Consider the following 12,855-nt stretch of genomic DNA (forward strand, 5'->3'; position numbering starts at 1 on the left):
GGGAGCGCGGACATTTCGTTGGAGTGTTGAGGGCTGGAAGGTATTCCGATGCCCGCAAAGTTCCCCGACACCGTCCGCGAGTCCGCGGTCGACAAGTACTTCGAAGGCATGACCACCCCCGAGGTCTGCGACTGGGTAGCACACGTTACCGGCCGACGCCCCGCAGCAGGCTCGGTGAAAAACTGGATTACTGACAGACGCAACGGCTACATCCGATCTGATGGTCCCCCAACCGCGGAGGCGATCGCCAAAGCCGTCGCGCGCAGACTGACCTCCACGAAGTCACTGCGCCGGATCGCGGCGGAGTTCCAGGTGTCATTTCACTCGGTAGGCAGGTGGACGCGTGAATTATGGCCTGACGAAGAAGAACGCAACGACGCAGCGTCGATGACGTTCGATGCGGCATATCAAGCCACAATGAAACGCGTGAGTTATAACCGCAAAACCAAACGAGCCCGCAAACACCAACGAACCACCATCAACCGCAACACTGCGACACCGCCACGCCCGGTTGATGAGTGGTTGCCCGGGCCTGGCCCAATACCTGACTTGGATGCTTTGCCGGATGATCCGGAAGTGTTGAAAAAGATGCTGGCTGATGAACGTGACCGCCAAGCAGTCAAAGACGCGATTATTGAAGTACTCATGGGTGGTGAGACGCAGGGAAAAGTCACCGTCCGTGACGGTGTACTCACGACAGCGGCGAAGGCCGCCGTCGTTGTTGCCATCACGGACGCCCGCGGTGTCTCTATCAAGAAAGCGTGTCAGCTTGTTGGTATTGCCGAGTCAACGTTTTATCACCACCAGGGCAAGCATCAGCGTGTGCTGGCCCGGCGTAGTGCGCGTCGTGAGCAGTACAAACCGATGATCCTGCAAGCAGTTGCCGAGTCGAATCAAAGCTATGGGTATCGGCGTATCCATGCCTGGCTGAAAGCTCGAGGACATCGGGTATCGGAAAAGATCGTGCGTGAGTTAATGGGTGAACTTGCATGCAGGCCACCGGCGAAGCAGTCAACGAAGTACTCGTCCTACACCGGTGAGACCGCCCACAGTCCAGCAAACCTCCTGTTGGTCAAACCCCGCACCACTGCGTGTGCATGTCACGACACCGCACAGCAGCCAACGCCTGAAGTCATCGAGCTATCTGAGCACTTTCGCACCCACGCTGATGCCAAGGGATTAATCCATGATTTTCATGCTGATACACCGTGGGAAAAAATCGGTACCGATGTCACAGAAATCCACTGCCCAGACGGCAAACTCTATCTGTCTGCCGCTATTGACTTCTATGACGGAATGCCCATTGCGGTGACCATGTCGACATCACCGAATCATGATCTGGTCGCAGACATGATCGCGCGTATTGATGCGGTAAAACCTGACGGGGTGCAGCCAATTATCCATTCTGACCGGGGTGGACTCTACCGCAGCACTAAGTGGGTGAAGTTGATTACCGATCACACGCATAACCGCCTGGACTGTCCGAAGTGTCAGGAAGGCAAGTGGTGTCGGGCCAGGTGGCGCTACATCCCGTCACTATCCAGGAAGGGCACCAGTGGTGATAACGCGCGCACAGAAGGGTTCTTCGGCACGATGAAACAAGAACTACTCAAAGGCAGGGCGCATACGTCGCAGATGACAGTTGCGCAGATGCGCGAGTATATTGAGTCCTACATTGACTTCTATATCCATACAAGGTTGAAGTCGACACTTGGTGATGGTTATACGACCATCGCTGAGCATAGACAGGCACTGAGTGCATAACTACGAGACAAAGTCCCTCGTGATGCACTCCAACAAAACATCCGCAGCCCCGGAAAAAGGGATTACTACAATCCTGTTACTACCTTTTAGGTTTTACGGCCGAGCCTCACCTCATCGATGCAGCACCCCGGGCAGCTTCAACATACCCGTGTGCAGCCCGAACGCGACAGCACCACCGATCAACACCGCCAAGATTCCGAGCACGATACCAACGATGCTGCCCTTCGAAGAGCCTGGCATAGGTGCTGCCGTCGGTTTCGCTTGAACAGTCATTTTCGTTTCGTTGCCGGCAGCATCACGAACCTTCACGATGTCTCCTGCCTTGAGCGGCTGCGACAACCGAAGACTCCACCTCTTTTTACTGTCCGCCTGAACAGAGCTTTCGCCCTGGCCAGTCACTGACACCGTTAACGTCTGACCTGCACGATCAGCCCCACCACGGAGCTCTGTCGCTCCCTCAACGACAGTGTCCAGAGTTGGTGCCTTCTTTGTCCGCGGGGCGGACGGTTTCGTGGTCGCGGTTGTCCGCGGGGCGGAACTTTCAGCGCTCGACGGAGCAGGCCTAGTAGTCCGCGGGGCGGACGGTTTGGTGGTCGTGGTTGTCCGCGGCGTGGACTCCGGAGCCGACGTCGTAACCGATGGTTTCGGCTTCGTGGTTGTCCGCGGGGCGGACGGTTTGGTGGTCGTGGTTGTCCGCGGGGCGGACGGTTTCGTGGTCGCGGTTGTCCGCGGGGCGGACGGTTTCGTGGTCGCGGTTGTCCGCGGGGCGGAACTTTCAGCGCTCGACGGAGCAGGCCTAGTAGTCCGCGGGGCGGACGGTTTCGTGGTTGCGGTTGTCCGCGGAGAGGTCTTCGGAGCAGACGTTGCAGTTGAAGGCTTCGGCTTCGTGGTTGTCCGCGGGGCGGACGGTTTGGTGGTCGTGGTTGTCCGCGGGGCGGACGGTTTGGTGGTTGCGGTTGTCCGCGGCGCGGAACTTTCAACGCTTGACGGAACCTGCGTGGTTGTCCGCGGGGCGGACGGTTTGGTGGTTGCGGTTGTCCGCGGCGCGGACGGCTTGGTGGTTGCGGTTGTCCGCGGCGCGGAACTTTCAACGCTCGACGGAACCTGCGTGGTTGTCCGCGGGGCGGACGGTTTGGTGGTTGCGGTTGTCCGCGGAGAGGTCTTCGGAGCAGACGTTGCAGTTGAAGGCTTCGGCTTCGCGGTTGTCCGCGGCGCGGAACTTTCAACGCTCGACGGAACCTGCGTGGTTGTCCGCGGGGCGGACGGCTTCGTCTTCGGAGTAGACGTCGAACTAGGCGCTACACTCGGCACCACACTCGGCGCCGAACTCGACGGCGTGGCCTCAGCCGCGGACACTGTCACAGCGACAGTAACCGTCTCGGTGGACTGGTCCGGGTAGGTGACCAAAACCGGGACGTCGTGGCGCCCGGCTTTTGTCCCGGCGGGCGGGGTTACGGTGAGGGATCCATCGGCGGACACGGTGACCCAATCTTGTGTGTGGGCGTCGCGGGCGAAGCTGACGTCGTCAGGCGCGGGACGACCTGTGGGGGCGAGTGTGGGTGCCGGCGCCGTGGTGCGCTTCCCTGCTTCGACGGTGATTGGTTGCCATTCCGGCTGGTAGTCCTCGGCGAGTGGTTTGGCGCTGACTGAGAATTGTGCGGAGTCCACAATTTGGGACTCGAGCATCAATCGACCCTGGAAGGTGGCGCCGTCGGGGGTGTCGTCGGGGACGGTGAAGGTGCAGGTGTTGAGGTTGTCGTCGTTGCAGGCGCCGACGATTTCGCCTCGCGCGTTGGTCCACTCGATGTCGGCGGACTGGCCAAGTGCGGAAACCATTTCTACGAAAGGGTGCACGTCGGCTCCAGGCGCGGCGCGGTGCAGGCCGGTGGTTGCGCTGAGGTGGAGGCGGGGGTCGGAGGCGTCGGGGACGAGGGCGAAGTGGACGCCGTCGGCGGCGAAGATGCCTTCCGCGCGGTACTGGGCCGCCGGGAGTACGGAGTGTTCGCCAGCGGGGCCAAACATCGGCACGGACCATCCCGAGTACGCCGGGAGCACCTGCTGCGTTGGCCCGGAGTGCTTCGATCCTGCGACGACGAAGCCGTACAGCGAGTCTTCGGTTACGCGTCCGCTGAATCGCACGGTGTAGTGGCCGTGCTCGACCTTGGCCATCACGGTTTCAGCGATCGCTTCGGGGTGTTCGCGCAAGAATGCTGCCTGTGCGCGGGAAAGCTCGGCAGGGTCTGCGATGTCGCCGGTGGCCTCCCTCAGCTTTTCGACGCCCTCTTCGCTCAAGCGGCTCATCACCACGTAGTGGCCGTCGCCATCTTGGCCTTCGGTTTTGCGCGGGAATCCGTCTTCCTGGTTGATACTGGACCAGTACACCGCGCCGGAGACTGAGTACTGTGGTCGATCTGCGGCAGGACCGTTCTCGTCGAGTTTCCACTCAGCGCGCGGGCGGGCGAACGCGAAGGGGGCGTCGGCGGTGGCGGGTTGTTCGGCGGCGTAGATGTGGGCGTGCGTCAGTGCGGAGCCTTCGATGACTTTGGCGCCGAGTAATTCGTCGGTGTCGGGGCTCATGAATCCGACACCGGAACCTGGTCCCTGGCGCAGCGTGACCAGGGTGTTGCCGGCGGGGCCTTGCTGGTTGGGGCGCAGCCACAGCTTGTAGCGGGTCCGCTTGCCTCCAGATTCCGGGGCAAAGCGGTGCAGGGTGCCTTCGGAGTCAACCCAGTCGAGGTTGTCGAAGACGAAGTAGCCTTCTCCCGGAGGGGTGCCGTCGGCAAGTGTGTGGGTGCCCGCAGCAAAGACTGGGGACGCCGGGGACGTGTTGTCCATCCACTGCAGGTAGACGGTGTAGCCGTTTCCGAGTCCTTGTTGCTGAGCGTTCAGCGAGTAGGCGTCCGTGGCCAGCACTGCGCGACCCTGCACGACTCCTTGTACTTGCTGCTGCTCGATCTGCTCCAGCGAGGTGACGCGGCCGGCGGCGATGGCGTCATTTGCAGATTGTGCCTGCTCTACAGCGGGGTGCGGGTCCGCCGCGAGAACGGGCACGTCGTTAAGCGCGAGTGAGCAGATGATGGTTCCGGCGATCAGCGCACGTCGGCGGGCGGCGCGGGACGCTCCAAAGTTTCGCATGAGGGGTGTCCTTTCGGAGGCAATAAAATCGCCCTGATGCTACTTCAAAGTTTCCCGAAAACACGCATCCTAATTAGCCCGACAAAAACATATGAAACACGGTAGACAATTCTCCTGCCTGCACATTTATGAGCCGTCACGCCGTAGCCCATACAGTACATTTTCGACACCTGGCCACAAACAGGCGCCGCACACTAACGAAACTTCAAGGTCACAAAAACATCCACCGCACACTCACGCGGTGGATGTCCCACAAAGAATATAGACCGTAAATGGCGTGGTGATTTCCACCACACTCGGCGCTGAGGGGCTACGCCTCGTCGGTCGACAGCGCCGCGACGAACGCCTCCTGCGGCACGGTGACCGAGCCGATCGCCTTCATACGCTTCTTACCGGCCTTCTGCTTCTCCAGCAGCTTGCGCTTACGCGAAATGTCGCCGCCATAGCACTTGGACAACACGTCCTTGCGCAGCGCACGGATGTTTTCACGCGAGATGATCTTCGAACCAATCGCCGCCTGGACGGGGACCTCGAACTGCTGGCGTGGGATGAGTTCCTTGAGCTTCTTGGTCATCTTGTTGCCGTACCACTGCGCGGAGTCCTTGTGCACGATCGCGGAGAACGCGTCCACGGGGTCACCCTGCAGCAGGATGTCCACCTTGACCAGGTCCGCTTCCTGCTCGCCGGCGTCCTCGTAGTTCAGGGAGGCATAGCCCTTGGTACGGGACTTGAGCATGTCGAAGAAGTCGAAGATAATCTCGCCGAGCGGCATGTAGTAACGCAGCTCGACGCGGTCCTCCGAGAGGTACTCCATGTTCTTCATGGTGCCGCGCTTCGACTGGCACAGCTCCATCGTGGTGCCGACGAACTCCTGCGGGACGATGATCGTCATGTTGACGATCGGCTCGTACACCGCCTGCAGCTTGCCTCCCGGCCAGTCGGATGGGTTGTGCACCATCTGCTCTGAGCCGTCCTCGGCGATCACGCGGTAGGTGACCGACGGCGCGGTGGAAATCAGGTCCAGGTCGAACTCGCGCTCGAGGCGGTCACGGGTGATCTCCATGTGGAGCAGCCCCAGGAAGCCGCAGCGGAAACCGAAGCCCAGCGCCACAGAGGTCTCTGGCTCCCAGGTCAGGGAGGCGTCGTTAAGCTGCAGCTTCTCCAGCGATTCGCGCAGCGCCGGGAAGTCCTCCTGCGAGACCGGGAACAGGCCCGAGTACACCATCGGCTTGACCTCTTCGAAGCCGTCGAGTGGCTCCTCTGCGCCCTTGTTAGCCCAGGTCACGGTGTCGCCGACGCGGGTTTCGCGCACATCCTTCACGCCGGTGATCAGGTAGCCGACCTCGCCGGGGCCGAGCCCCTTGGTCTTCTTCATGGCTGGAGAGACCACGCCGATCTCGAGGATCTCGTGGCGCACGCCGATGTTCATCATCTGCACTTGCTGGTTCGGCAGCAGCTTGCCGTCCATCATGCGGATGTAGGTAACGACGCCGCGGTAGGTGTCGTAGACGGAGTCGAAGATCAAGGCGCGGGCCGGCGCATCGGCGTCAAACTCTGACGATGGTGCCGGGATTAGTTCGACGACCTTATCCAGAAGCTCCGGGACGCCTTCACCTGTCTTGCCTGACACGCGCAGCACGTCCTCCGGCTCGCAGCCGATAATGTTGGCGATCTCCAGCGCGTACTTCTCCGGGTCGGCTGCCGGAAGGTCGATCTTGTTAAGAACCGGGATGATTTCCAGGTCATTGTCCATGGCCATGTACAGATTCGCGAGGGTTTGGGCTTCGATGCCCTGGGCGGCGTCGACAAGCAAGATTGCGCCCTCACACGCCTCGAGTGCGCGCGAGACCTCGTAGGAGAAGTCGACGTGGCCCGGCGTGTCGATCATCTGCAGGACCATCTCCTGGCCCTCGAACTCGCCGGAGCGTGGTGTCCATGGCAGGCGGACGTTCTGGGCCTTAATAGTAATGCCGCGCTCGCGTTCAATATCCATATTGTCCAGGTACTGATCACGCATCTCACGGGCCTCGACGACATCAGACAGCTGCAAAATGCGGTCCGCGAGCGTGGATTTTCCGTGGTCAATGTGGGCAATAATGCAGAAGTTTCGGATCCGCTCCGGGTCCGTGAACGTGGTTTCCGCGAAATTTCGTTTTTGGGCAGCCATAATTGTGCCACTCTACCTCGCAGTGCCCCATTTCGAAACACAACCTTGCCCAGGCCAGGCAAAACACTTAAAGTTTGCACCATGGTTTTCTGGCGCAAGCTTCAACAGCAACGACGTGCCTCCCTCGAGGAGGGGCTCGCGCTGCTCAACGAGCGCCTCGGGCTCACCCCCGGCACCAAGACCCGCACCACCGCCACGCGTATCGACGTCCAACCTACGGAGCAACACGCCCGGAACCTGTATTACGGTCCGGACATGGACGGCAACGCCGAACCCGGCGAGGTCGTGTGGGCGCTCGTGCCGTCGACTCCCCCGGAGGAACGCGCGATGCTCGTCGTCGGACGCGACCACCACGATGTTCTCGCCCTGCTCATCCACTGCGGCGAGGAGCCGGTGTCGGACCCTGCGTCCGCCACTGAGGAGTGGCTCGGCATCGGCACCGGGGACTGGGACGCCTCCGGTCAGCCCGGCTGGCTGCGCCTGGACCTGCTGCTTGTCGTGCCGGAGGCAAGTATCCACCGGCGAGGCGCCACCCTCCCCGCTCGGCGCTTCGATCGCGTGGCGAACCGGCTGCGCGACACCTACCACTGGACCTAGTAAGCCTGCCACTTGCCCCGTTTCTCGTGGTGGGGTATCTTAGTCGAGTTGTTTGTATCCGGTTTCGGGTGCGTGATCTACGCGGGCAGGACCTTGGGTTCGCGTCAAGTTCAAAGCATTACGCAGCAACAGCCCGTTGCCGAATCTTCGACATTGCAATCGATACCAACTTATTTAAGAGGTGCACATTATGGCTAACATCAAGCAGCAGAAGAAGCGCGTTCTCACCAACGAGAAGCGTCGCGTTCGCAACAAGTCCGTCCGTTCCGCTGTCCGCACGGAGATCCGTAAGTTCCGTGAGGCTGTTGAGTCCGGCGACAAGGCTGCCGCTGAGAAGCAGCTGCGTTTCGCTTCCCGCAAGCTGGACAAGGCTGTGTCCAAGGGCGTGTTCCACCGCAACAACGCGGCGAACAAGAAGTCGAACATGGCTCGCGCTCTGAACAAGATGGCCTAAGCTTTTCGCGCATAGCAATCCTGTGCCCCGGCTCCGTCCGGTGCGCAGGATTTTTTGCATTCGTAACATTGCTGGATCTGCTCTACGATACTGAATTTGTGAAGAACTATCGTCGTGCGCTTTGCGCAGCAGTAACAGCTACAACTCTGACGTTGGGCGCCGTAGCGGTGGCCCCTGAGCAGTCCGCCGTCACCCCTACCGCTCAGGCGCAGCAGATGCCTGACTTGCGTCAGCTCCAGAAGATGTTGAACCCGCAGAACATTCGGTTGGACCGGCTGGCGCTGCTCGTCGGCCTTGTCGCGGCCATTGTGATTTTGGGCCCGGTCACCGGCACGATCGGCTCCTCGCACGAGCCGGGCCGCCGCGGTTCCCAGGAGCGCCGCACCGTCAACGCTGATGGCCTGTCGCGCTCCTACAATGTGGTGTTGCCCTCGGGCTATGAGGAAGGAAAGTCCTACCCCGTCATCATTGGCTACGGCGGGTGGCAGCACACCGCCGACCAGATGCAGGGCTACGCCCACCTCGAGTCCGCGGCAGCGGGCCGCGCCATCGTCGTCTACGCCGAGGGCGAGTCCCAGGCCTGGGCGGGTGCGCCGTACGCCCGCACGTCGACGCGCGAGGACATTGCATACACCCGCGCGATTATCGACGACCTCGTCGAGAACTTCGGCGCCGACCGCAACCGCGTGAGCGCCGTCGGACTTTCCAACGGTGGCGGCATGGTGGCCTCGCTCGCCTGCCACGCCCCTGAGCTGGTCAACGGCATCGCCTCTGTGGCGGGCGCCTATTACAACCCGACCGTCGAGGGCTGCAAGAGCGGTTCCGTGCCGACGCTCATCATGCACGGCACCAACGACAACGTCGTCGGCTACGACGGCGGCACCCGCCACGGAGCCGCGTTCCGCTCGGTCAACGACGTGTTCAACCTGTTCATGGACAAGAACGGCTGCATCGCGGGCTCCGCCACCGAGACCCGCCTGGGCAACGTCACCACGTTGAGCCCTGCCTGTGGCGCCCGAACTGAGCTGCAGCGCGTCGAAGGTGGCGGCCACACGTGGTTCACGGATCCATCTGCAAGTACCGCCACCGTGGACTTCCTGCTCAGCCTGCGCTAAGCAGACCACGCACCACGAGGAGCGCGCCAACAACGCAGAAGAAGCCGCCGGAGCCCATATCGATTACGGGCCCGGCGGCTAGTAATTTGCGCCGCACCCGGTTCGTAGACACCACCTGCGTGAGCACGCCGAACAGGATGAACGAGCTGGCCCACAGCGACAGGATCACCACAATCTGCGTTGCCCACGACGGACTAGCTGGCAGCAGTGGCGCAATCATGGCGGACAACGCCAGCACGATTTTCGGATTCGCCAGGTTCGTCGAAAGTCCCCGAACAAAGCTGGCTCGCAGGCTACCGAGCCGCTGCTCTGCTTCCTCGAGGGAAAGCGGTGGGTTGCGCCGGTCGCGCCAACCCTGGCGCACCGCGTTGATACCCATCCATACCAGATACGCTCCGCCGATCACCTGCACTACCTGCAGCGCGCGCGGCACGGCGGTCAGCAGCGCCGCCGCACCGAACACGGTCAGCGAGCACCACCACAGCACACCGAGCTGGATTCCGCACGTCGTTGCCCACGCGTGCGGCCGCGAGCGCGTCGCGGTACGCGTGACCAGGATGACGTCGGGCCCAGGCGCGGCTGCACCAACCAAGTTCAGACCGACAATGACCGCGAGATCTGCCGGCGCGATCACCGCTGCGTGCCCTGAAGCAGGTCGATGAGGTCCTCGCGACCGAACATGCTCGCCGTGTCGATGGCACTCGGAGTGCCGATGGTGGCGTCGGCACCCGCGTTGATAAGTGCACGGGCGATGTCGTCTTCCTTCTTGAAGATCGTCCCTGCCAGCGGGCTTTGCCCGCGAGCGTTCAGGGCGTTGACATCCGCGCCACGCGCGATGAGCCCTTCGGTCAGGGCGAGGTGCCCGGAGTAGCTGGCGAGCATCAACAACGAGTTTCCGTCCTGGTTCGCCAGATTGACGTCGACGCCCTGGTCAACGTAATCGAGCAGGGTTGCCTCGCCGTCACGCGCCATCTGGAATAGGCGGGTGGCGAAGGCTTGGACGTCTTCGGGGATCTCGTTCGGTTGTTGCTGCGTCATAGTTTTCTTACGCTATCACGCGAGTTGGGCAATCCTGCGGACTGCTTCTTCCACCGCGTACTCCGGCTCCCCACCATTGCCCTTCACCGTAGACTCCAGCTCAGCGACAATGATGACGGCCTGCGACACCGCATCACCCGACCACTGACGCGCAACGTTCATGGTCTTCTTCACCACAAAGGGGTGCATCCCGACCGTCCGCGCGAGCTGGTCCGGGTTACCCCGCACCCCGTACAGCTTGGCGATGTCCCCGACCTTGTGCGCGAGCGCCGCCGCGATCGCCACCGGACTCGTGCCCAGCTGCAGTGCCCGGCGTGTGGAGGCGAGCGCGCGGTCGCCGCGTCCGGCGATGGCCTGCTCCGCGATGTCGAAGCCCGCGACTTCCGCCACGCCCGTGTAGTAGTTGCGCACAGCGTTTACGTCGACTTCCCCGTCGGTGTCCGCCACGAGCTGGCTCACCGCACTGGCGAGTTCCCGCAGGTCAGAACCTACTGATTCGAGTAGTGCCGCGACAGTGTCCGGGGTTGGGCGCTGCCCGTAGCGCCTAAACTCCTGGGTGAGCCACGAGTGCCGGTCGCGGTCGCGCAGCGGGTTCGCGCGGTGGACCTCGGCGATCTTTTCGAACTTCTTTACATAGGCTTTTTGACGCCCACCTCCGGAGTGCTCGATGATCAGCGTCATACCGGGCGCCGGGTCCACGCAGGCGCGCAGCAGGATCTCGAGCGGTTCCTTGCCTGCCAGTTCGGTGTTCTTGACCAACACGATGCGTTCCTCGGCGAACAGTGACGGGCTGGTCGCCATGGCCAGTTCGCCTTCGGTGACGTCGCCTGCGCGTAGGGTGGTGCGCTCCGCAGATGGGCTGAGCTGGGCGATGATGGCTTTGGTGGCGCGTTCGGCGAGGAACTCGTCTTCCCCGAGGACCAGGTGCACTGGGTTGAGCATGCTTCTTAGCGTAGCTGTTGCCTCCCATCTGCGTAGAGGACGGGCACCGCTCCCCGGTTGGGGAAGATGACGGGGATGCCGTCCGGGGTTGCTGCCGGCCGCTTGGGTGCGCTGCCTTCTTCCAACACCACAACGAGCTGGGTGCCTGGTGGGACGGGGAGGATGTCGTCTTTGGTGGCCACGACGTGGCTGCGGAGCGTCGCGGGATCCACAACGGTGCCTCGTGGCCACGCGATACAAGCGCTTGCTACCACCGCGCAGGTCAGGCACAGCGCCAGTGTCTGGCGGCGCCACGGCACAAGCAACAGCACGGCGACCACCCATCCGTAGCCGATGAGCACCGTCACCGGATTCGCAGCGACAGTCGCGGCAGGCAGCGCCGCTCCACGTTCAGCCACGGTGTGGACCCACCAGGTCAGCGGGGAGATCACCCACAGCACGATCGCCTCAAGACCTCCCGGTAGCACCGCCAGCACCACCGCGCACAGCCCGAGCACCGTCACCAGGGGCGTGACGGGGGCCACCAGCACGTTCGCGCCAACAGAGACCAGCGAGACCTGCCCCGCCATCGCGGCTACGAGCGGCATCGTCGCAACGTCGGCGGCAATGGCGACCGCGACGGCGCGTACGAGGATGTCCGGCAACGCCGTCGGTGCGAGCGCCTTGTAAAACAGCGGGAAGAGCACCACGATGCCGACGGTCGCCGCTATCGACAGCGCGAACCCGTAGTGCATCGCCAGGTCGGTATCGAAGAAAATAAGCGCGATCACCGCTAGACACAACGCGTGGATGACCTCCGTTTGACTCGACGCCACCACCGCAACGAGTCCCACCAGCCCCATCACCGATGCTCGCAGCACGCTCGGCTCCGGCCCAACGAGCAAGGCGAACACCGCCAACGCAGCACCCGCTGCAACGAGCCTGCCATAGAGCCCGATGCGCAGTGCTGCAGCTACTACCACGGCGAACGTGGTCACGATGGCAACGTTCGCACCCGATACCGCCGAGAGGTGCGACAGCCCGGTAGCGATGTACGCTTGTTGCTCCGACGCCCCCTGCATCGAGGTGTCGCCCAGCACCATGCCCGGGATGAGGCCCTGCGAGTGTTCCCCGACGTGCTCGCGCACCGCATCGGCGAACGTTGCCCGCACGTGCTGCGCCCACCCGGATGCACCCGTCGGAGCTGTTAACGGCTCGATCGTGCCATTGACCGCCCACGGGTTCACGCCCGCGCGCGAAGACTCCGACACGGTGCCGTCCACCCGCACCGTCGCACCACTGACTACCCCATCGGGGACGCCGCCGCGGACAAACACCGGCAGCTCCGCGCCACCGCTCCCGGCGCGCACGCGTACCAGCATCCCGCCAGAGGCAAGCTCCTTTGGGGCAGCGGTCACGGTGGCCTCCACCGGCAGGCGCAACGTCCCCGCCCGCGCCACCGCGATGCGGACCCAGGCCACCACGACGGCCGCCACGCCACCGGAACTGACCAGCACCGCCTGGCCCACCGCACGCGCACACCCGCACAGCACTACCGCCGCGGCAACTACCGCGAACCCCGCCCACGGCGCGAGGGCAACAGCCGCGATCGTCGCTATCCAGACGCACAGCGCCGTGGGCACCAGCCGAAGCTCCTGCACCGC

At 62.9% G+C, this 12,855-nt stretch carries 10 protein-coding genes; 4 read left to right on the forward strand and 6 right to left on the reverse strand.

The window, feature by feature from the left end; all coding sequences use genetic code 11:
- Positions 1 to 48 precede the first annotated feature (48 nt).
- A complete protein-coding gene (locus BQ4436_RS00995) occupies positions 49 to 1,764 on the forward strand; it encodes an IS3 family transposase (protein WP_070975207.1) in 1,716 nt (571 codons plus the stop codon).
- Between the two features lie 111 nt (positions 1,765 to 1,875).
- On the opposite strand, the gene BQ4436_RS01000 is transcribed toward BQ4436_RS00995, so the two are convergent.
- Together BQ4436_RS01000 and lepA are read right to left on the reverse strand one after the other, a co-directional pair.
- Positions 1,876 to 4,899, reverse strand: a complete 3,024-nt coding sequence (locus tag BQ4436_RS01000) for a Rib/alpha-like domain-containing protein (RefSeq protein ID WP_070975208.1) — start codon at positions 4,897 to 4,899, stop codon at positions 1,876 to 1,878.
- 310 nt (positions 4,900 to 5,209) lie between these two features.
- Positions 5,210 to 7,066: a translation elongation factor 4 gene (gene lepA / locus BQ4436_RS01005; protein WP_070975209.1), complete on the reverse strand. Its 1,857-nt coding sequence runs from the start codon at positions 7,064 to 7,066 to the stop codon at positions 5,210 to 5,212.
- A gap of 81 nt (positions 7,067 to 7,147) precedes the next feature.
- Between lepA and BQ4436_RS01010 the strand changes: the two genes are divergently transcribed.
- The 3 genes from BQ4436_RS01010 to BQ4436_RS01020 all read left to right on the forward strand — a co-directional run bounded on the left by BQ4436_RS01010 (position 7,148) and on the right by BQ4436_RS01020 (position 9,232).
- Positions 7,148 to 7,663: a type II toxin-antitoxin system PemK/MazF family toxin gene (locus BQ4436_RS01010; RefSeq protein WP_070362057.1), complete on the forward strand. Its 516-nt coding sequence runs from the start codon at positions 7,148 to 7,150 to the stop codon at positions 7,661 to 7,663.
- A 190-nt stretch (positions 7,664 to 7,853) separates the two neighbouring features.
- Entirely contained in the window at positions 7,854 to 8,117 is a 264-nt protein-coding gene (rpsT, locus tag BQ4436_RS01015; protein ID WP_070362056.1) for a 30S ribosomal protein S20, read from the forward strand.
- Between the two features lie 98 nt (positions 8,118 to 8,215).
- Positions 8,216 to 9,232 (forward strand): CE1 family esterase, encoded by a 1,017-nt coding sequence (locus BQ4436_RS01020; protein ID WP_143000754.1) that lies wholly within the window; start codon positions 8,216 to 8,218, stop codon positions 9,230 to 9,232.
- Here BQ4436_RS01020 and BQ4436_RS01025 read toward each other — a convergent pair.
- Genes BQ4436_RS01025 through BQ4436_RS01040 form a run of 4 tightly spaced genes read right to left on the reverse strand, consistent with a single transcriptional unit; the run spans position 9,219 to position 12,852 of the window.
- Complete coding sequence (locus BQ4436_RS01025; protein ID WP_070975276.1) at positions 9,219 to 9,863, reverse strand: LysE family translocator; 645 nt, start codon at positions 9,861 to 9,863, stop codon at positions 9,219 to 9,221. The two genes, BQ4436_RS01020 and BQ4436_RS01025, sit on opposite strands and share 14 nt — an antisense overlap.
- The gene (locus BQ4436_RS01030) at positions 9,863 to 10,270 is read right to left on the reverse strand and encodes an ankyrin repeat domain-containing protein (protein WP_070975211.1); all 408 of its coding nucleotides are present in this window, start codon (positions 10,268 to 10,270) and stop codon (positions 9,863 to 9,865) included. The genes BQ4436_RS01025 and BQ4436_RS01030 overlap by 1 nt, the downstream gene beginning before the upstream one ends.
- 15 nt (positions 10,271 to 10,285) lie before the next feature.
- Positions 10,286 to 11,212, reverse strand: coding sequence for a DNA polymerase III subunit delta (gene holA, locus BQ4436_RS01035; protein WP_070975212.1), 927 nt, complete (start codon positions 11,210 to 11,212; stop codon positions 10,286 to 10,288).
- A 5-nt stretch (positions 11,213 to 11,217) separates the two neighbouring features.
- Entirely contained in the window at positions 11,218 to 12,852 is a 1,635-nt protein-coding gene (locus BQ4436_RS01040; protein ID WP_070975213.1) for a ComEC/Rec2 family competence protein, read from the reverse strand.
- Between the last annotated feature and the right edge of the window lie 3 nt (positions 12,853 to 12,855).

This window comes from Corynebacterium sp. MC3 (assembly GCF_900099485.1).
GTDB classification, from domain to species: Bacteria; Actinomycetota; Actinomycetes; order Mycobacteriales; family Mycobacteriaceae; genus Corynebacterium; species Corynebacterium pseudogenitalium.